Below are 19,870 nucleotides of genomic sequence, written 5' to 3' on the forward strand. Positions count from 1 at the left end.
CTATGATAAAAATAAAACCATTTTTTCCTCATCTGCATATGTATGATCTGGCCATTTTAGTGCTTTTTCTTCAAGCGCGTATGACTCAAATCCAACAGAGCGGTATAAGCGTTTGGCTGAGTGATTGGTTGTCACGACTGATAAATACATTTGCTCGATGTCCTGTCGATCTCTCGCAAAGGAAAGAACTTCCGTTATCAAGGCCTTGCCTACACCTTTCCCGCGGGCACCCGCTTTAACATACATCGCTACTACATTCGCCCGGTGCTTTAATTTCTGTAAGCTTTCTTGGATGAGCGTGACCATGCCCACAAGCTTCCCTTGTTCAAAAGCGCCAAAAGTCCACATAGATTGAACAGAAGCAAAACGGGCTGCGTATTTTTCTATTGTACCGATCTGCTCTTCTTCATAACTCATCGCAAAGCCCTCTGGATGTAATCGTAGTGCTTCTAGTCTCAACGCAGCATATTCTTCAGCATCATCTGGTGTTAACAATCGAATATTCAGAACATCGCCTCCAATAGAAGATTGATACTTCCAATTTTATCTTGAAAGGAGCTTTTGATCAAAATGTTTCTCCTGAAAATAAAAAGGCATCCCATAACAGGATGCCTCCGTCCATTACCACTTGCAGCGTTTCACAGGACGGCAGCAAGGGTTTTTGATATCACTGCCACAATCGTATTCTTTCACGATATACTCATTTTGAGTCGATTCAGTGACAGGATAGTAGTTTTCAATTCGTTTGATGTTTTTATTGACGTTTGTGATATGCGTTGGATGAATTTTTCTGATAGTCTGTTCATTCGTTCTTGTGTTGACAATTTGACGTGTGGGGAAAACAACCGTTTCATCTCCTCCTTGGTTTCCTCTGCGAGGTCCAAAGAAAAAATCATCTAATCGGCTCATCTCAAGCACCCCTTCAATTTGTCTTTCACTTACACTGTATCGTATGTAAGAGACGTCATTTGTGATTAGATGCTTGTCTATTTTTAAAAAAATCCACTATTTATCTCGTTTTCTCTTTCTTTACAAAATGGCAACTTTAACATATTATACAAATGATATATTATGGTAGCAGAAATAGGACGCCATAACCCTCCCACTCATCATCAAACACGAGGTGAACGATATGATTAATACGACACAACCAATCGAACGAAGCAAGCTAGACATTGCACTTGAATTGACTCAATTACATTTGAATCGATATGAAACGAATCATCCTGATCAGCTGAGTGAGGTTTATGCGAAATATTATGCACTGCTTGAAGTGCTGGACCTGTCTTCTTATGATCAATTGATTGATTTATTGCCGGATGAGCTAAAACAGACGCTTGAGTAAAAAGCCCTCTATCCACATGGGATAGAGGGTTTCAGATTGTTGACAAAGGGCTAAAATGATCTTGATTTTAGCCCTTTGTCTTCTTTTCAGCGTGATAGAAAACCTTTGCAGCCCTAGGAAGGACGAGTACTGGAGCGGAGCGAATTTGTCATTCGTGAGCACCAGCACGCAGGACTGACACCAAATGCGAGGGTTTGTCTACACGCTGAACCCTCTATCCACATGGGATAGAGGGTTTTCTTTATACTCGTGCTGCCATATCGGTTTCGATTTGTTCTAGGCTTCTTCCTTTTGTTTCAACTAGCACAAAGCGGGTGAATAATAGTCCGATTAAGCAGATGACACCAAACGAGGAGAAAATGACCCCGAAGCTGAATTTGTCTGCCAGGATAGGGAACACGAGTCCAACAGCTAACGATCCCGTCCAGTTAAAGGCAGATGAAATACCTGCGCCGATACCTCTGACAGAAAGCGGAAAAATTTCGCCGATGATGATCCACGTGATCGGTGCCCATGAGAAGGCGTAGCACAAGATAAAGCAGCAAAGTGAAATTAAGGTCACCCAGTTTAAAATTCCTTCACTAACGCCAAGAGCACCTAATGCAGCTGGTGCAAAGAAAGAAAGAGCCATGCCCGTTCCCCCTACGGTGAGAATCGTTCGGCGGTCGAATCGGTCGACAAATTGTAAAAAGATCACGGTGGTGACGACAAAAATGACACCGACAATCACTGTAAAACCTGCAGCAACTTGAGGTGCAAGCCCTACATTTCGAGCAATACTTGTTGCATAGTACACAATGGAGTTCGCCCCTTGAATTTGCTGAAGGGTCGCCATCCCAACCCCTATAAAAAGAGCCATTCTGAATTTCTTTTGGAACAATTCGCGAATACCAGAGCGTTCTTCTTTCGCGACTTCTAAAATTTCCTGCATTTCTTCTTCAATTTCTTCACGAGAAGAGCGTAGTGACCCTAATACTTCCCGTGCTTTATGCGCCATTCCGTGTTTAATTAAATACCTCGGAGATTCAGGAAGCTTCAGCATCCCAATATAAAGCACGATAGCAAATAAAGCGGCGCTACCGAGCATCCAGCGCCAGCTGTCTGGAATAGGTTCAAACACAAATGCAACGATATAGCTTAGCAATAGTCCGCTCACGATCATGAGCTGATTGAGCCCAGACAATTTCCCGCGAATTTTAGCAGGAGCAATTTCAGACATGTATGCCGGTACCAAAGATGAGGCTGTACCAACGGCTGTTCCTAAAAAGATACGTGCAATGGTTAATGAAATCTCTTCTGGTGCGATAGCTGATCCGATCGCTCCGACAAAAAAGATAACGGATGAGACCAAAATAAGCTTTCTCCGGCCAAATTTATCCCCTAACAGACCGCTTAAAATGGAGCCGATAATCGCCCCGCCCATTAATGAAGAGACGACAATTCCAAGCCATAATGGGCTGAGCTGAAATTCTTGCTGAATATGTCCTTCTGCCCCTGCAATAATCCCAATATCATATCCGAATAAGATGCCTGCAAAGGACCCGAAAAAGAAGATAAATTTGCTTGACACTTTTTTCTCCAAGTGGATGACCCCCTCACTTAATTAACCGCTTACATTTCATCCCGTGCTTCTACTGCACTCAGTAGAAGACCTTTCACCCTTCTATAAAACCACATACTCTGCATTTACAAGCTTTGCAAAATGAACCATTTGATCAACCGTTAAATTGAGGGATACGACTGTATGATGACCCCCACCTTGCTTAATCCATGCTTTGACGCCGTCCTGAAAATTCGGCTTGATTTTCCAGAGCACACGTGCAACCGGTAAATGAGGTGCTGCTTCCTCCGGCTCAAAGGCTTCGACTTCTTGTATGAGCCATTTGAAATGAGTGCCAAAATCAGCAATAGAAACGACAACACCTTCCCCAGCTTTTCCATCAAACACAAGGCGAGCTGGATCTTCCCTGTTTCCGATTCCAAGCGGAGATACGACAATGACAGGTTTCGTATGGGCAAGCGCCGGATCTACTTCTAACATATGAGATTGCAGCACTGCTTCCTGTCCAGACGTCATTTCATACGTATAGTCCTCCATAAAACCAGTGGATTGATGATGACTCATCACCTTTAATAATCGGTCCAGCGCAGCCGTTTTCCAATCGCCTTCCCCGGCAAAGCCATATCCTTTTGCCATCAGCCGCTGTACCGCAAGTCCTGGCAGTTGCTTCATTCCATGTAAATCTTCAAAGTTCGTCGTAAAAGCATTGTAGCCGCCTTCATCTAAAAAGCGTTGGATGGCAATCTCATACCGTGCTTGCTCCTTGACACTTTTTTCCCAATCTTCAACTGAATACGTTCCATAATCCACATCATATTGCGATAAATACTCTGCAAATAATGCATTTACCTCTGCTTCTTCTACTGCATTCACATATTCGACGAGATCGCCTATCCCAAAGTAATCAACGGTCCACCCTAACTGAATCTGGGCTTCGATTTTATCTCCTTCTGTGACAGCCACATGGCGCATGTTGTCACCAAACCTTGCCACTTTAATCTGAAAGCTTTCATGATAGGCGGCTGCCACATCCATCCAATCAGCGATTTGTTGCTGCACATCCGGCTTAGACCAATGACCTGCAACAATTTGATTTTGTTTATTTAAACGTGCATTGATATAGCCATATTCTCTGTCTCCATGTGCCGATTGATGAAGATTCATATAATCCATATCGATCGTGTCCCACGGAATTTTTTCATAATACTGTGTGACAAGATGCAAAAGAGGCTTCTGCAAAAGATTGGTCCCGCGTATCCACATTTTTGCCGGTGAAAATGTATGCATCCACGTCATGACGCCGACAACCTCATCACGATAATTGACCTCTTTCATCAGCTTTGTGATTTGATCTGCGCTGACAGCTAGCTCCTGCAAGATCACTGGATAAGGAAGTAAACCGCTCTCATTTAAGGCATCCGTCATTTTTTGTGCATCTGCTTTTACTTTCTGTAGTGCTTCATCTCCGTATAAATGCTGTGATCCGACAATAAACCAGCATTCTTTATGTTGACTTGTTAACATAGGTATCCCTCTTTTCTTTATCTTGAAGGTTTTTGTCCGTAATACGCATGTTCGCCATGTTTTCTTAAGTAATGTTTATCTAAAATTCGCTGCGGAAGAGGCTCCGCGTATTCATTTAATTGCTTTGCGAATAAATTCATTTTGGCGACTTCTTCTAAAATCACACTGTTTGTGACCGCATTTTTTGCATCTTTCCCCCACGTAAATGGACCGTGACCTTGAAGCAATATACCCGGCACTGCCATCACATCTAAGTTTCTTTTCTCAAACGTTTCGATGATCAGCCGGCCCGTTTCTACCTCATAACCGCGATTGACTTCTTCTTCTGTCAGAAATCGAGCACATGGAACAGCCCCGTAAAATGTATCGGCATGTGTTGTGCCCATTGCCTGTAAATCGAGACCTGCCTGCGCCCAAACAGTTGCCCACATGGAATGGCTATGTGAAATACCGCCAATTTCCTCAAAGTGTTTGTAAAGGACCGCGTGTGTTGCTGTATCTGATGAAGGGCTGTATTCCCCTTCCACTACTTCACCGTCAAAGTCGACCACAACCATGTCTTTCGCTGATAATTGATCATACGCTATACCGCTAGGCTTAATAACAAATAGACCGCTGTCACGATCACACGCACTGACATTGCCCCATGTGAATTTCACAAGTCCGTATTTTGGTAAATCTAAATTGGCTTCGAATACTTCTTCTTTTAAGCGTTCTAGCATACAGTTGTCACTCCTTTCTTTGGCATCAGATGTGCTACTGCTGCCTCTTCAATCGGAAGGCCGTCTTGATAGCGCTTTAAAAATTCACTAAAGCCTTTGACATCAAGCGGGTCGGGTTCTATCAGTTCTTCTGATGTATGGGCAAACACTTGATGCGTGAGAAATTCAGCCAATGTCTGCTTTTGATGATGGAGCATATAAGAAGCGAGAACAGCCATTCCAAACGCACCGCCTTCTCCCGCAGTAGAAACGACTGATACAGGTGTATCAAGCGCTGCTGCCACCATTTTTTGACCAACGAGCGGTGTTTTAAATAACCCTCCATGTGCTAACAAACGATCTATTACAACATGTTCTTGTTCTTTTAACCGATCCATCCCTATTTTCATTGCACCAAAAGCAGAAAAAAGATGGGTACGCATGAAGTTAGCCAGATTAAAGCGGCTTTCAGCTGATCTGACAAAAAGAGGTCTTCCTTCTGGCATTCTTGTAATATTTTCACCAGAATAATAGCCATAGCTTAAGAGTCCTCCGCCATCTCGATCTGCTTCTAACGCCTGCTGTAATAAGGCTGCATATACCTTTTCTGACGACACTTGCACGCCTAGTGCGTCGAATGCCTCTCTGAAGATATTCATCCAAGCATTCAAGTCACTTGTACAGTTGTTCGCATGAACCATTGCGACTGGCAGTCCGTCCGGCGTTGTGACCATATCCACTTCTGGATACACACCCTTTAGCTCCTGTTCTAGCACAATCATGGCAAAAACAGACGTCCCAACTGAAATGTTCCCTGTCCGTTTTTCTACACTATTGGTTGCCACCATTCCCGTTCCCGCGTCACCTTCTGGGGGGCAAAATGGAATCCCTGGCTGCAAATGTTTGCCTTGATCTAAAATGGCTGCTCCTGCTGCTGTTAACACGCCAGCCTCCTCGCCTGCTAAATAAACACGCGGCAGAAGATGACGGAGCTTCCACGGATAGCCCTTTTCTTCGATCAAGTCTTCAAATTGATGGAGCATTTCTTCATTGTAATCCTTCGTTTGTTCATCAATTGGGAACATACCTGACGCATCCCCGATACCAATGGCCTGCTTTCCTGTTAACAGCCAGTGAATGTATCCTGATAGGGTGGTCATATATTCTAAACGGGAAAGATGTTTTTCCTCTTCTAATATGGCTTGATACAAATGGGCTATGCTCCATCTTTCTGGAATATGAAATTGGAAGACATCCGTCAGTTTTCGACTCGCCTCAATGGTTGTGGCATTCCGCCATGTGCGAAACGGAACGAGGACCTCTCCTGTATGATCACATGCCACATAGCCATGCATCATCGCTGATACCCCAATGGAGCCAATGGTTTGAATGGTTACGTCATACCTTTGCTCAACTTGCTCTTTCATTTCTCGGTATGCTACTTGAAGACCTGTAATGATATCAATTAAGTTGTACGTCCAAATTCCTTCCTGGAGAGAACTTTCCCACTCAAATGCCCCTTGGGCAATTGGCTGAAACGCTTCATCTATTAAGATCGCTTTAATTCGTGTTGAACCAAATTCAATCCCTAAAGATGTCCGTCCTTCTTTTAAGGCTTTGGTCGTCTCTTCATGATTCATTCTGCGTTCACCTCCATGATTGATAGCGGTTTCAATTTTAATTTTCTAGATTCATTGATTCTCTGTGCACATTCACAATATAATATTTGTACGTACATATGTCAATAATAAATATAGTTGTGCATACATAATACGACAAAAACCTGCACTTTTCTAAAGCTGGGACGTCAGAATGGGAAGGCGCCTGTTTTTGATTCGACAACCATGTTAAAATATGTCCATACAATTTCTTCTCAATCCGAGTAGATGATCAACTGAGAAAGAAGTGAAACGATGAAAAAGAAGTACCAGATCATTATCGATGATATAAAAAGCAAAATACTTACAGGAGATTACCGGATCGGGGAACGTATTCCAACTGAATCAAGCCTGCAAGAGATGTATCAAGTGAGCAGGCATACGGTTCGAAAGGCCATCTTAGAATTGTCGAGCGAAGGTTTTTTGCGAAGTGAAAAAGGTTCAGGCACATTTGTGACCAATCAATATCAAACAAAGCCTGCGGGACATGCGCATATGAAAACAATTGGGGTGATCACGACATACATATCCGATTACATTTTTCCTTCCATCATTCGAGGCATTGAAAGCCGATTAAACGAAGAGAACTATTCTTTGTTACTGGCGAGTACAAATAATGATGTAGAACAGGAGAAAAAAGCGCTCGAAATGATGCTGTCCTTTGGTGTGGACGGACTCATTGTCGAGCCGACGAAAAGTAATTTATATAACCCAAACATCTCGTACTATTTATCCTTTAAAGAACAGGATGTACCGCTCATTATGATCAATGCCTATTATGAGCAGTTAGAGGTTCCTTTTCTCTGTTTGGATGATGTGAAGTCCAGCTATTTAGCCACAAAAGAGCTGATCACCTCGGGGCATCAGCAAATTGGTCTGATCTCAAAAACAGATGATTTACAAGGAAAGTACCGAATGAAAGGCTATATTCAAGCGCTCGGTGAAGCGAAGCTTAATTTTCTGCCTGAGCATGTCCTCTTTTTCGATACAGAATCGAAGCAGCATTTGGGGGATGATATTAAAACTTTCTTATTAAAGCATCAGCATGAGCTGACTGCCCTTGTTTGCTATAACGATGAGGTTGGATTAGAAGTTGCCAATGTATGTAGTGACATCGGACTCTCCATTCCAGAGGACCTCTCCATTATTGGACAGGACAATTCGTATATTGCCCAGAAAAATGCCAATGTGAAGCTAACAACTTTGACCCATCCTCAGGAGCAAATGGGCAGGGATGCAGCAGACTGGATGATAAAAAAAGTGCAAGGGAAAAAGAATCTCCCTCATCAAACCTTTTATGAACCTGAATTGGTTCCAGGTGAAACGATCAAACAAATGAATGCAAGAAAAAAATGAGCCCTTGCCGCAAGAGGCTCATTTTATTTTAGAATTCGACCACATCTACTTGTGAATGGTATGATTCTCGACATGAAAGACATATGTTTTCCCTGATGAATGAGATCAATCACAAGCAATGTTTGTTTCTTTTTTCCGTATAAGAATAAACGATTTACTGAACTTCTTATTTAAGTGTTATCACCCTTCATCCATAATTAATCAATAAAAAAATCCCCATCTTTTAGAAAGATAGGGAACTTGCCTATTACGCTTCTTCTTTAGGAGTAGGCACTGCACATACGCCATCTGCACATGCCGCTTCAAACGAATTAGCAGCCGCTTTCTCAGCTTGAGCTGCTTCTTCTGTCCATGCCGTTTCAAGTGCACGCAGGAACGTATCAGCTGGCTGAGCACCTGCAACTGAATACTTGTCATTGATCAAGAAAAACGGAACAGCATTAATACCAAGCTGTCTCGCTTCTTGTTCATCTTTTCGGACATGATCAGCAAACTCTTCGCCGCCTAACATTTGCTGTACTTCCTGCAAATCAAGACCTGCTTTTTCTGCAATGTCTAAAAGGGTTTGACGATCGCCAACATGCTTTCCATCTGTAAAATATGCTTGAAACAGCTCTCCCATAACGAAATCGCCTTTCCCCATTTGACCAGCATATTGCGCCAATCGATGAGCATCAAAGGTGTTAGTCAACACAAGTGGATCAAATTGAAAATCGATTCCTTTCTCTTTGCCGGACTGCTTCACCTGCTCATTCATCGCCATCGCCTGGCTGCGGCTCATCCCATATTTTTTGACGAGCATATCATGGACATCAAAATCGACATCAGCAGGTGCATGTGGATCAAGCTCAAAGCTTTTAAACTCGATTTCCACCTGTTCTTTTTGAGGGAATTGTTCAAGCGCTGTTTCTAGTTGTTTTTTTCCTATATAACAAAAAGGACAGGCGATATCTGACCAGATTTGTACTTTCATGTTCATCTTCCTTCCGTGTTTACGCTTTTTCTTTAACGATGTAACAATTATAGTTACAACAAATCAGTTATGTCAAGATTCTGAGCTTGATGGAAATGAAAAAGCCTCTCCTTCTAAGAAAGGAAAGGCTTTAAACATGACTATTCTAAATTTGCATGATGCCCGTACATTGTCTGTGTGTCGAGCTTTTTCATTTCCATTAACCGCAAAATGACCGCATCATATGTCAGAAGTAGCGACTGTTCAAATAGCGAGCCCATTGGCTGAATGGTATGATGGCTTCCTTCCTGTTGATCCTTCGGTGCACCTGACAGTAAGATGACTTCATCCGATAGATCAGCTAAAGGTGACTGAGCAGAAAGCGTGAAAGCTGCCACTTTTCCGCCAATTGCTTTTGCTTTTTTTGCAAGGACAAGCAAGGTCTCTGTACGGCCAGATCCGCTCCCAACAATTAAGAGATCTTCTTCTGTAAAGGAAGGTGTATTGGTTTCACCGATCACATACGCCTTCACGCCAATATGTGTGAGTCTCATGGCAAATGATTTTCCCATCAAACCAGACCTGCCAGCCCCTGCCACAAAGACCTTTCTTGCAGTGAAAATGCTTGAGACAAGCCGCTCTGCTTGTTCGTCTTGAATATCCGGCGAGTGCTCAGAAAGCTCATTTAAAATGGCTTTCACATAGTCACTGGTCTTCATGATTGTGCGATCAGCTGCTTCATTTGTGCGGCTACTTCTGCTTTATTATCCTGGCTTGCGATACCACCGCCGACAATGATCAAATCAGGGTTTAATTTCACGACTTCAGGTAACGTATCAAGCTTAATTCCGCCTGCAATCGCTGTTTTCGCCTGCTTGACAACTTGTTTAATCGTCAGAAGGTCAGCAAATGAGTTTTGACCAACCGCTTGCAGGTCATAACCTGTGTGCACACAAATATAATCGACTCCAAGTTCGTCCAGCTCTTTTGCCCGGCCAGCGATATCTTTGATACCTATCATATCCACTAAAATCTGTTTCCCTCTTGCTTTCGCTTCTTTCACCGCTCCTTGAATGGACATATCTTCTGCCGCTGCAAGAATGGTCACAATATCTGCTCCAGCTTCAGATGCCTGCTGCACTTCATAACCGGCCGCATCCATAATTTTCAGATCGGCGAGTACACGTAGGTTTGGAAATGCCTGTTTGACTTCTTTAACGGCACGCAAGCCTTCGTTGATCACAACAGGTGTTCCAATTTCGACTACATCGATCGATCCTTCTACTTCTTTGATGAGCTCAATCGCTTCTGGTATATTCACTAAATCTAATGCTAATTGTAATTTCATGAACGTTCACTCCTATTTTTCATCTCATCTTCAAGAGCTCCGTGAATAGGGCTTCTTGCACGATGAAATGAGTATAACAACAGGATGGGAGCATTCCAAGTACGCACTTTTTTTTTACATACTATACTTTTTCGCATATGGTTACAAAAAAGACACTGTCTTTTCGGCCAATATCTCAGCGTGATTGAAAAGAAGACAAAGGGCTAAAATAAAGTAATTTTAACCCTTTGTCTACATCTATCGTCTTTCTATTTATCATCCTTTAAAAAATTGCTATCGAGATATTGTTTTCCCCAATCATACATCGCCTCTAAAATCGGCATTAAGCTTTCTCCTAGTTCTGTCAAGGAATACTCAACCTTTGGCGGAACGACAGGATAAACCTCCCGGTGCACAATGTGGTCTTCCTCTAATTCTCTTAGCTGATTGACAAGCATTCTTTGCGTAATCCCAGGCATTAACGACTTTAACTCACCAAACCGTTTTGTCCCTTCTCTGCCAAGGTGCCATAAAATCAGCATTTTCCACTTACCGCCGATAATATTCAGCGTCAGCTCTTTTTCGCAGTTGAACACTTTATTTTCCATACGTGATGACAACAACATACACTCCTTTTATTACAAACCATTTACCCTAATCATATACTGCGGCAAAATGGATTGCCTAGCATATGGTCTTCGTTATTGATTTTGTTTTTTGACAAAAGCCATCACAGCCTCTGTCATTTTTTGTGCTTCTTTTGGCGCTCTGTCTGATCCAAACCATTTATTCAAGTCACTGTGGCTCAGCGAATGGACCCGAAAAACAAACCGAGATCCTTTATCATGATTCAGTTTTTCTGCAAAACGGTACACCTCAGGATTTTCCCAGCCTGTCACCAAATAGACAGGAGGTACATTCTTTTGATTCATATAAGTGACAGGTGATGCATTTGTCCAATTCTCCTCTTGTTTGCCAAAGACTTTTTTGTACGATGGGATAGCTTGTATAAATTGATTGAGGTTTAACGGTCCGTCTAGAACAACAATGGAATTGATTGTTTTTGGCGACAGCCCCACACGTTTTAAGTAGGTCGAATCTGTGGCAACCAGCGCCGTCAAATGACCGCCCGCTGAGTGACCCATAACATTGATTTTTGATGAATCGATTTGATATTCATCCGCATGATCCTTCACCCATTTAATGGCGTTTGCCGTATCATCTGCCATCTGCTCGTAGTTGGCATCAGGATGAAGCCTGTAATTCATTGAAACAAACACATACCCTTGACCGGTAAAATAATCAGCCTTTGAAGCGACTCTATTCTTATCGCCGCCCGTCCAGCCGCCGCCATGGAGATAGATCATGACTGGATGCTTCTTCTTTTTGTCTTCATCTTTACCCTTTGGCATGTACATATCGAGGGTTTGCTGTTTGTTTTGTGTGTCTGCATAATGGATGTTTGTCGTCGGCTTAGGCTGGTTGAAACGGAACACAAAGAATGCGCATATCAATAAGCCAGCGATGACTGCTGCAAATAAAAGCCACTTCATCATTCGATTCAATGTCATTGCACCTTTCTATGTTAGGATGGGGAAGCATCATTCGCACATATGTAGAGAGACTAGCCCGATTCATTTGAAACGACTTGTATGACTTGAACCGTTTCACAATAAAAAGAAAAATACTGTTCTTCATAGTCTTCGACAAAGTCATTCAAATATTCCCAGCCTCTATCCAAAAGTTGAATGTTCAAAAAAAGAGAGGAATCGCTTGTTAACTCCAAATCTTCGATTTTAACAGAAGAGACATTCGTGAATTTCAGATGAATGTCTGCTTTATGGGTCGCAGATTCGTATGGGATGTGTAGATGAATACAGTTGATCAAGTCGTAATGTTCATTATACTCTTTAAAGTAGTGAAATTCATTGATTTGCTTTAGATGGCTGATATCGAAATCAGGGATTTGTTTCTGGATTTTTTCATCTAAAAACCATGTCATCTTTTGTCCTCCAAAAGGTTATTGTAAAAGTGAAATGATGCGTTTTCTTGTTTCTTCATGGTATTGAACATAGGAATGCAATAAAGGATAAGATTCAAGGATCTGTTGATACGTTTTGATTTGAGGATATTGCTCTTCAAATGACTGACGCAGCACGTTTAACTGTTTTTTCGGTATTCGTTTATGATCCACCACATAACTTAAGCTGCCTGCAACAAGTGAAAAAAACATATAAAAATCATCTGAGTACATACCAGTTTCTTCTTCAAAAGAGATGATATCATCTGGATAAGCTGAATCTAATATGTATTGATAACGTTGTTTTACATCATCGAATAAATCTTGTTTATCACGGCTGATTTTCATGGATTTCCCCCCGTTCTCTCATTGTCTTTAAAGTATCAAATTCTTAAAATAGTTCATTGTACAAGTTCCATATCCCACGAGGATGATAGCTACATTCGATCCATCTTTCTAAAATACTAAATATTTCATTCACTCTCCTAACGAATCGTGTCACGGAGTTTGTAAATATTCTTCAAATGAAATAAAGTTCGCTTTTTTTCGAAATTCGCTTAAGATATTTTGATCTCCCGTAAAAATAACATCTGTCGAATCAAAAAAACCGATTTCAAACACGGCTTGAGGGATAACGGGTGTATAATTCACGTTCCAATATCGTTCATTATCTTCAATATGAGGTATTGAACTAATATTCAAATGATCTACATGACGAGGCAATGCGGTCAAAACAGCGAAAATAAAAGAATAAGAATAGTCGTTTAGGAATTTTTTGAAATGTTCACCCTTCAGAAATAAAAAATCCGTATAATCTGGCATCACTTCTGAATGGAATTGATTTTTCCGATCATGAAGCATTGTGAGTGTCACATCGCTTATGACCCAGTTATACTCTTCTACGTTTAAATTGATTTTCTTTATTAATTCATTTACTTTGAATAAATTTTCCTCTTTTGCTAATATGATTCTCATGACTCGCTCCACCTCATCGATTAAAAACATCAGACAAAACTAAAAATATTCTACAGTATCAAAATCAGATCATGTAGATATAAATAAAATTTATTATTTAGTTTTATAATTCCGAATCAGTTCCTTTTTAAAATCATCAGGAAGTTTTTGATTCGGAAATACAACTGAAATCCAATCTAATACAATCTCATCTAAAGTTCTCCACGTTTTTAACAATTGTTTATTCATTTGTTCTAATTGATGAACTGCTAGTACTCCTATCTCATAACTTCTTTCGCCATAAATGATCCATTTCGCAGAAGGGGAAACCCATATCACACGTGAAGCAATATCCATTATTCTATCATTTACACTCTCTATCGGATAAGCCGTTAAGAGATCAAGATAATCACTTGGCGTGAGGTTTAACGGGATTTTCACCCAAGGATAATAACCAAAATTAAAATAATAATCATCCATGCTCTGCTGCTCATCTAATACAGCCATGAGTATATAGTCATCATGATGATTCAAAGCTAAACCTTTTAACGTTTCCCAGCTATCATCTGATAACAACCAATGGAATTCTTCGAATAAATAATGAGGGGGGTTCGTTTGCAACACTTGATTAGGGAATGTTTTTGTCCTGTGAACGAGCGAATGAACAAACGATAGAACATGTTCAAATTCTTTTGGATCGGATATAAACAAATGTTTCACTTTATGCTCCTTTCATATCTTCGGGTAAGTCTATCATCAGTCATTGATACTCCATTTCACCGCTTGTAACATGACGCATAATGAGAAAGCATATGGGTGTAATAGTCATTGAATGTTTTTTGATCCTTCAATAATCCTTCAAACCAATTTGCTAAAACAGGGTGATCCATTGGTTTCCACCCTTCTTTTAATAACCTATTTTTCACAGAATCTTTTGTTGATGCCATTCCTATGATACAAATTTCCATATCTCTATCTGCCCAAATCGCCCACTGCAAAGAATGCGATAACCAGACCACTATGTACGAATTCGTTATGATATCATCTGCTATAGACTCTTTTGGATGCGTCCATAGTGCATTAACATAATCCTCACTTGAAATGTTTACATTCGCTTTCAGCCAATTATAATAACCAAATTCCTTCAAATAATATTCGGTTGGATCTGGTTGAAGGACTGCAGTTAAAAATTCTCTATCTTGTGTAACAAATGATAACTCTTTAATGGTTGGTAAAATATCATCACTCAATGCCCAATCAAACTCTTGAAACAAAAAACAGTCAAATGTCTTACGGAAGACTTGTTGTGGTAGCTCTTTATTTGTGTCAAACACATGGTCTACTAAATTCTGATAGAATTTGAATTCTTTTTCTGAACGAATAAATAAGTCTTCAAGCCGTTTCAAACAACTACCTCCACTCTTGTTGAACTAGTAGTTTTTTAATTCTTCCTCTATATCTTTTTTTAATGTATGAATTTCAATTGAAACCGAATCATTTCGATTATAGAAAATCGACGGATTGATTCCATCTGCTATCATTCCCGGCAGCCACTCTTCTAAAAAATCGTCTAAATCAATCATTTCTGGCATAGATTTTCCCCATGGTTCAATCGCACAATAAGCGGCATGCTCCTTGAAGCTGCGGCACACGATGTTCATCCTCTGATATCACCCATCCCTTCTCGTTTCTTAATGACCATATTTCTTCAAAATCAACAATCTTTTTAATGAAGTAGTCATAACGCTTTTTCGCAGGTAATTGGACGGTGGTTTCTAATTCTTTCGGATGCATGGACATCGCGACACTCCTTTTCTATTGATCTACTGTAACGGCTTGTTTTTAGACATTACTTATTGAAGACGACGATTCCATATGGATTGTAAAACAAATCATCTTCGGGATAAAAATCGTATTCAATAAGATCTAACTTTATCTGCTGACCTTCATCATAGATCACCTTTTCTTTTAAAGCTTCTCTTTTTTCTTGTATAGATTTGTTTATCCAGTTTAAAAAGTACCGCTCTATTTCATCAGCATGAAACCCTTCAAACATCATTTCCGGCTCTCCAAATTGTTGAAAACCACTTGTCACATATATAACATCACTTTCTTGAACAATAGAAGTCATATATTGATAAGGATTGAACTCTTCTATTAAACTTTGCCATGTCTTCTTCATAAAAGAACGACCTGATGATTCAACTTTTATTGCCATGCCATCAATCTTTAGTAAATCCGTAGTAACTTGCACAAGCGCGTTTATTTCTTCTAAGGATTCAGTCATCCCAATGATATACAAGCATGTTTGATGCGTATCTATTTGTTTAAGTTCTTCTGAATTGAATTGTTCATTTGGAAGGAAAGTCTCGCTTAATTGATCAATATGATCCACTACTTCAAGGTCTTAATAAGTTCCAGTTCGTTTATGTATGATTCGATCATTCACGAATATATAATCATTCAATTCTTCAAGTTCTTTTAAATGATGTGACCAAAATCCTGGAATTGCGATAACTGTTTCAGGCATAACATTCACTCCTTTTATTAGATGGGGGCTTAACCATAAGAATATAGTAAGCTGATATATAGTAACTATTGGTACTTTTCTATCCAATCATTCAAATCATCTACACAATGTAAGTAAGAATTAGGTGAATCTTTCAAATCAATTCCACTCAAAAGAATCAACATATCCCAAACTTGATCATCGTCTATTTCTGGATCGTCTGAAGAAACGTAAATTTCAGCCCAATCAGATACTTGTTCTCTTGTGATCATCCCCTTTAAGACTTGTCTTATTTTATTTAAACAGTCTAGCATTTTGGGCTCGTCCATTCATTACACCATTCCTTTCTCAAAACTCACTTCACGTTGTAAACTGCCTATATTTCATATTTGATAATATCCTCCATTGACATCCCTTTAAAATATAAAGAAAGAATGTTTATAATAGTGTATTCGCCATACATACCAATCGGGTTAAATATCATTTTAGCGATTTTTGGATCAGCAACCTCTAGGTCCATAACAGGTGCAATGGAACCTTCTTTCCCCTCGCTTACGTAATAATTTCCATCTCGGTATTCCACGAATTTCAGATTTTGAAGATCCTCTTCTTTTATAAAATCTTGACTTATTTTTGTGATGACTTTCCATGAACCACTTAAAAAGCCTGTCAGGCCTGTATTTGCAACAAATAGTCCATTCTCTTTTTTCATCAATTGTTTTAACTCATTTTTTTCTATTCTTTCATCAACAAACAAATCATAGTATTGGATTAAAATATCATCATATTATTGATTTTTTCCCTCACCCGAAATGATCAAAGCATAGTTAAATTTTCCATATTTTTCTAATGGGAGTTCAATAATAGCTCCTGGTTCAATGTCACTTAAATTTTTTGCTTTTTTAGTTGTTATTTTAATGTCCGTTACTTCTTTGTCGTTTAAATCATCAAAATAGTGACTACCTCCATTGTTTAAAGCCATCATAATTGTCAAAAGCATCTCATCAATTGTTGGCTTTCTCTCCAAATGTTCCTCAGTCATTTCATAAAATTGTTCGATCGCTTCTTCAAAAATATCTAATCCATCATCACCGATCATGATGTTCTTTTTCCCAAAAGCCCATTTAGAATACACACCTTATATAATGCGTTCTTTATTTCATCAAGTGTTATGTATGCTATTCTCATTTTGCTTTATCACGATAAACGTATACTTGTATAAACTGTTTTATGTGCACGTTTGAAAAGTGCCACTTCATGATCCGTTAACCATTTAAGCTCTCTCATATGATACGAAATATCTTCTAAGTAGGTATCGGTTTCTGCAATTAATTTTTTATCTAAGATATTTCTTTTATTGTCTTCAACTACAAGATAAAGAGTAAACTGCTTTAAATCTAATTCAATCAGAGGATATGCTTTCTTTGTTTTATCAGGACTTAATTTTCTTTGTTTTCCTTTTATCTCTGCTTTATATTCCTTTTCTTTCATTTTTTGAAATGCCGCTTTGACTTGCTGACTGTCCCAATTTTTCAGTTCACACAGATAGAGCATCGCTTTTTCCAAAGTGTCGGCTAAGATCTTTTTCTTATTTATTGCATGTTCAAATTCACTGTAACGGAAGGGTACTTCCAGCTCGTACGTATTTTTTAAAAATAAGATGTCTGGTTCATCTTTTGAAGTACTAATTAATTTGTAGTCTTTAAAAGAGCCACATATTAAAACAATAGCCTCACAATCTTTTGTTTGAAATTTCTTTTCTAATTCGTATAAAAACATTTCAGTCACACAAAGGGATTGGCTGGCTAAAATTCCACGATCATCATCTGACATTAATTGTATATTTTTTAAATACACTTCTTATAAGCCTCCTAATAAATTTTTATCACCATGACCTTGAATGTTTGCTCATTTTTTCCATTACTTGCTTTCTTTACTGCAAATGCTCTACCTTATCTTGATCCTATGTAAGCATCATTTCTCTCCCTTTTAGACCGGTTGAAAAAATCCTAGCTGCGTAGGATTTGAAGAATTTCTGTTGCTTCTTTATACAACTCATCAATTAATGGTATAATCATTCCCCGCAAATCTGATTCATTTTCAAATACTCTTAAATATCCTTTTTTGCTCACAAGATTATTCGATACACAAATCCAAATATCGAGATGGTCTATACAATAACCTAGATCACCTTCTTCACCATCATGAAACTCTTCGCCATTTAGATAATCTACTGAAAAATATATGGATGAATGATATCCTGCTGTAAAACAATCTGAAACTTGAATTTCTCTTCCTCTATATTTTTTTCCGAATACAAACCTTCCAAATTCAGCATTGATTGTTAAACCTAAATTTTTAAATTTCGCTTGTTTTTCTTTCACTAGATTCAGTGCGGTATTTGTTATTTCTTTTTCGATATCTGCGATAGATTCTTTGGTCATCGTGTTTAATTTAACTTTCTTCAATTTTTTCACCTCAATTACTGTACAAACTCAAATGATCTTTATAGCAAACAAACCTCCTACTGATAAGTGGAGGTTTGTTTGCAAACTTAAAAGTATTCATTTGAATCTTCATGCTCTCATTGATCAATCAATATCATAATCTTTCCATTCCATCCAATGATTATTTGGGATACCAACATTAACGGAGTCTACCTCATTTGCCAAAAATTGAGCGAACGATTTAAATGATACTGTCTCACTTGGTTCTGTTAAGTAGTCTGGATACTCCCATTCCTCTGTCTCAAATACTTTTTCATAACCTTCTTTTAAACCCACAAAATTCAAAAGAGAGCTTGGTGTTTTCCAAAGAAAATTTCTAAAAGAGGGTATTTCATAAAGATTTCTAAAAAAAGATTTACCATTCTTATCCATTTCATCATGTAGATTTAGATTTTTCAAACAAAAAGAGTCTTCATTAAACTTTATTTCTTTTATTAATTGTAAATGATGGGGCTCAATATCTGAAAAAGGGATGTAACTATTATTATCTAACTTAAAAGTCAAGTCGTCCATTAGTATATTTTGATATCTGTTTTGTGTATCATTACGGTAAAAATCTATTGTCACATAAGGACCTTTCTTATCTAATAAGAAAGATTGTATTGCTATCAACCACTGTTGATGATTCAAGCGAATAATTGTACATTTACTTCCAATATAATTCATTTCACGCCACTCAAAAATAGGACGATTTAAATTATCAAACTCTTCGTCTAATATATTAAGAATTTGTGTTGAATTCATTAGTATTTTCTCCTTTTAACAATGAGATTAATAATATTCTACCGAGTCAGTATGTGCCCATAAATTCCATTCAGTATTCTTTTTTTCATTTTTGATAATACTAGAATCATGAAAAACTATACTCTCAGCAACTGTTTGAAAAAAAACATTTTGGCTAGGCAGATGTTTATCCGATTCTGGGTGAAACCATGAATTAGTTGTATACAGTTGAGTATAACTTGATTTTAAATTGAATAATTCTAGTTGTTCTTTACTTGTCAACCAAAGCCTCTCTAGAAACAATTGGTCTTTAGCCATTTCTCTCAAGCAAACAATCCATTCATTTTCTTCTTTTATTTGGGTTTGAGAGGACTCAGAAATATGAAATTCAAAAAATTGATCTCTTAATTTAATATGAATTGGATTTTTTGTAAAACCTGGTTCTATCTCTTCATCCACAATAATTGTATTATGTTGATCAATGAAATCAAAAGGAAAGTCTAACAAAGTATTCGAAGGTTTGTTGTTTAATTGATTTCCAATGGCAAAACAATCTATGGCCGGTCCCAATTTGGATAAACCAAATATTTGAATTGTAATTAGCCAATCTTCTCTTCCAACAAATACAGAAAATCTACCTTTGACAAAATCAAAATTTCCATTATCCAAAAGAGGCATCTCTTTTTTAAGAAAAGACTGATCCAGTATTAATAAGATCTCTTCTTTTTTCACC

The 19,870-nt window shown here is 38.7% G+C and carries 29 protein-coding genes; 2 read left to right on the plus strand and 27 right to left on the minus strand.

What is annotated here, in order from left to right:
- Window positions 1-495, minus strand: coding sequence for a GNAT family N-acetyltransferase (locus MHI35_RS11815; RefSeq protein ID WP_211063003.1), 495 nt, complete (start codon window positions 493-495; stop codon window positions 1-3).
- A 126-nt stretch (window positions 496-621) separates the two neighbouring features.
- The gene (locus tag MHI35_RS11820; RefSeq protein ID WP_211063002.1) at window positions 622-909 is read right to left on the minus strand and encodes a spore coat protein; all 288 of its coding nucleotides are present in this window, start codon (window positions 907-909) and stop codon (window positions 622-624) included.
- Between the two features lie 223 nt (window positions 910-1,132).
- Here MHI35_RS11820 and MHI35_RS11825 point away from each other — a divergent pair, with 223 nt between their 5' ends.
- Window positions 1,133-1,345 carry a hypothetical protein gene (locus tag MHI35_RS11825; RefSeq protein ID WP_144498612.1) on the plus strand — a complete coding sequence of 71 codons (213 nt, stop codon included), beginning with the start codon at window positions 1,133-1,135 and terminating at the stop codon, window positions 1,343-1,345.
- Window positions 1,346-1,586: 241 nt separating this feature from the next.
- Here the strand turns inward: MHI35_RS11825 and MHI35_RS11830 are convergent, their stop codons facing one another.
- The 4 genes from MHI35_RS11830 to MHI35_RS11845 form a co-directional block, all read right to left on the minus strand.
- Entirely contained in the window at window positions 1,587-2,927 is a 1,341-nt protein-coding gene (locus MHI35_RS11830) for a sugar porter family MFS transporter (RefSeq protein ID WP_012010667.1), read from the minus strand.
- A gap of 81 nt (window positions 2,928-3,008) precedes the next feature.
- A complete protein-coding gene (gene araA, locus MHI35_RS11835; RefSeq protein ID WP_211063001.1) occupies window positions 3,009-4,430 on the minus strand; it encodes an L-arabinose isomerase in 1,422 nt (473 codons plus the stop codon).
- 17 nt (window positions 4,431-4,447) lie between these two features.
- Complete coding sequence (locus tag MHI35_RS11840; RefSeq protein WP_335349044.1) at window positions 4,448-5,152, minus strand: L-ribulose-5-phosphate 4-epimerase; 705 nt, start codon at window positions 5,150-5,152, stop codon at window positions 4,448-4,450.
- A complete protein-coding gene (locus MHI35_RS11845) occupies window positions 5,146-6,771 on the minus strand; it encodes a xylulokinase (RefSeq protein WP_335349043.1) in 1,626 nt (541 codons plus the stop codon). The genes MHI35_RS11840 and MHI35_RS11845 overlap by 7 nt, the downstream gene beginning before the upstream one ends.
- Before the next feature lie 273 nt (window positions 6,772-7,044).
- Here MHI35_RS11845 and MHI35_RS11850 point away from each other — a divergent pair, with 273 nt between their 5' ends.
- Window positions 7,045-8,145, plus strand: coding sequence for a GntR family transcriptional regulator (locus tag MHI35_RS11850; RefSeq protein ID WP_044139549.1), 1,101 nt, complete (start codon window positions 7,045-7,047; stop codon window positions 8,143-8,145).
- A gap of 247 nt (window positions 8,146-8,392) precedes the next feature.
- Here MHI35_RS11850 and MHI35_RS11855 read toward each other — a convergent pair whose 3' ends face one another.
- The 21 genes from MHI35_RS11855 to MHI35_RS11955 all read right to left on the minus strand — a co-directional run bounded on the left by MHI35_RS11855 (window position 8,393) and on the right by MHI35_RS11955 (window position 19,869).
- The gene (locus MHI35_RS11855) at window positions 8,393-9,118 is read right to left on the minus strand and encodes a DsbA family oxidoreductase (protein ID WP_144522158.1); all 726 of its coding nucleotides are present in this window, start codon (window positions 9,116-9,118) and stop codon (window positions 8,393-8,395) included.
- A 140-nt stretch (window positions 9,119-9,258) separates the two neighbouring features.
- Window positions 9,259-9,816, minus strand: a complete 558-nt coding sequence (hxlB, locus tag MHI35_RS11860; protein ID WP_211062994.1) for a 6-phospho-3-hexuloisomerase — start codon at window positions 9,814-9,816, stop codon at window positions 9,259-9,261.
- On the minus strand, window positions 9,813-10,445 hold the full coding sequence (gene hxlA / locus MHI35_RS11865; protein ID WP_012010674.1) for a 3-hexulose-6-phosphate synthase: 633 nt from the start codon (window positions 10,443-10,445) through the stop codon (window positions 9,813-9,815). The genes hxlB and hxlA overlap by 4 nt, the downstream gene beginning before the upstream one ends.
- 248 nt (window positions 10,446-10,693) lie before the next feature.
- On the minus strand, window positions 10,694-11,050 hold the full coding sequence (locus MHI35_RS11870; protein WP_029708013.1) for a winged helix-turn-helix transcriptional regulator: 357 nt from the start codon (window positions 11,048-11,050) through the stop codon (window positions 10,694-10,696).
- A 75-nt stretch (window positions 11,051-11,125) separates the two neighbouring features.
- Window positions 11,126-11,995: an alpha/beta hydrolase gene (locus tag MHI35_RS11875; RefSeq protein WP_335349042.1), complete on the minus strand. Its 870-nt coding sequence runs from the start codon at window positions 11,993-11,995 to the stop codon at window positions 11,126-11,128.
- Window positions 11,996-12,048: 53 nt separating this feature from the next.
- A complete protein-coding gene (locus tag MHI35_RS11880) occupies window positions 12,049-12,426 on the minus strand; it encodes a hypothetical protein (protein ID WP_335349041.1) in 378 nt (125 codons plus the stop codon).
- An 18-nt stretch (window positions 12,427-12,444) separates the two neighbouring features.
- Window positions 12,445-12,792, minus strand: a complete 348-nt coding sequence (locus MHI35_RS11885) for a YxiJ family protein (protein WP_335349040.1) — start codon at window positions 12,790-12,792, stop codon at window positions 12,445-12,447.
- Window positions 12,793-12,942: 150 nt separating this feature from the next.
- On the minus strand, window positions 12,943-13,419 hold the full coding sequence (locus tag MHI35_RS11890) for a hypothetical protein (protein ID WP_335349039.1): 477 nt from the start codon (window positions 13,417-13,419) through the stop codon (window positions 12,943-12,945).
- 93 nt (window positions 13,420-13,512) lie between these two features.
- Window positions 13,513-14,118: a hypothetical protein gene (locus tag MHI35_RS11895; RefSeq protein ID WP_335349038.1), complete on the minus strand. Its 606-nt coding sequence runs from the start codon at window positions 14,116-14,118 to the stop codon at window positions 13,513-13,515.
- A 56-nt stretch (window positions 14,119-14,174) separates the two neighbouring features.
- On the minus strand, window positions 14,175-14,804 hold the full coding sequence (locus MHI35_RS11900; RefSeq protein ID WP_335349037.1) for a hypothetical protein: 630 nt from the start codon (window positions 14,802-14,804) through the stop codon (window positions 14,175-14,177).
- 24 nt (window positions 14,805-14,828) lie between these two features.
- Window positions 14,829-14,990, minus strand: coding sequence for a DUF2750 domain-containing protein (locus MHI35_RS11905; RefSeq protein WP_335349036.1), 162 nt, complete (start codon window positions 14,988-14,990; stop codon window positions 14,829-14,831).
- Between the two features lie 16 nt (window positions 14,991-15,006).
- The gene (locus MHI35_RS11910; protein WP_335349035.1) at window positions 15,007-15,198 is read right to left on the minus strand and encodes a DUF2750 domain-containing protein; all 192 of its coding nucleotides are present in this window, start codon (window positions 15,196-15,198) and stop codon (window positions 15,007-15,009) included.
- A 49-nt stretch (window positions 15,199-15,247) separates the two neighbouring features.
- Window positions 15,248-15,793 (minus strand): hypothetical protein, encoded by a 546-nt coding sequence (locus tag MHI35_RS11915; RefSeq protein WP_335349034.1) that lies wholly within the window; start codon window positions 15,791-15,793, stop codon window positions 15,248-15,250.
- A gap of 12 nt (window positions 15,794-15,805) precedes the next feature.
- On the minus strand, window positions 15,806-15,928 hold the full coding sequence (locus tag MHI35_RS11920; RefSeq protein ID WP_335349033.1) for a hypothetical protein: 123 nt from the start codon (window positions 15,926-15,928) through the stop codon (window positions 15,806-15,808).
- 65 nt (window positions 15,929-15,993) lie between these two features.
- On the minus strand, window positions 15,994-16,236 hold the full coding sequence (locus MHI35_RS11925) for a DNA-binding protein (protein WP_335349032.1): 243 nt from the start codon (window positions 16,234-16,236) through the stop codon (window positions 15,994-15,996).
- A 47-nt stretch (window positions 16,237-16,283) separates the two neighbouring features.
- Window positions 16,284-16,619 (minus strand): hypothetical protein, encoded by a 336-nt coding sequence (locus tag MHI35_RS11930; protein ID WP_335349031.1) that lies wholly within the window; start codon window positions 16,617-16,619, stop codon window positions 16,284-16,286.
- Window positions 16,620-16,694: 75 nt separating this feature from the next.
- Entirely contained in the window at window positions 16,695-17,006 is a 312-nt protein-coding gene (locus MHI35_RS11935) for a hypothetical protein (RefSeq protein WP_335349030.1), read from the minus strand.
- A 98-nt stretch (window positions 17,007-17,104) separates the two neighbouring features.
- Window positions 17,105-17,764: a hypothetical protein gene (locus tag MHI35_RS11940; protein WP_335349029.1), complete on the minus strand. Its 660-nt coding sequence runs from the start codon at window positions 17,762-17,764 to the stop codon at window positions 17,105-17,107.
- Between the two features lie 152 nt (window positions 17,765-17,916).
- Window positions 17,917-18,384 carry a hypothetical protein gene (locus MHI35_RS11945; RefSeq protein WP_335349028.1) on the minus strand — a complete coding sequence of 156 codons (468 nt, stop codon included), beginning with the start codon at window positions 18,382-18,384 and terminating at the stop codon, window positions 17,917-17,919.
- A gap of 114 nt (window positions 18,385-18,498) precedes the next feature.
- Window positions 18,499-19,158, minus strand: coding sequence for a DUF7003 family protein (locus tag MHI35_RS11950; RefSeq protein ID WP_335349027.1), 660 nt, complete (start codon window positions 19,156-19,158; stop codon window positions 18,499-18,501).
- A 27-nt stretch (window positions 19,159-19,185) separates the two neighbouring features.
- Window positions 19,186-19,869, minus strand: coding sequence for a DUF7003 family protein (locus MHI35_RS11955; protein WP_335349026.1), 684 nt, complete (start codon window positions 19,867-19,869; stop codon window positions 19,186-19,188).
- Window position 19,870 lies beyond the last annotated feature (1 nt).

This window comes from Bacillus sp. FSL K6-3459 (genome assembly GCF_038003305.1).
GTDB lineage: Bacteria > Bacillota > Bacilli > Bacillales > Bacillaceae > Bacillus > Bacillus pumilus_O.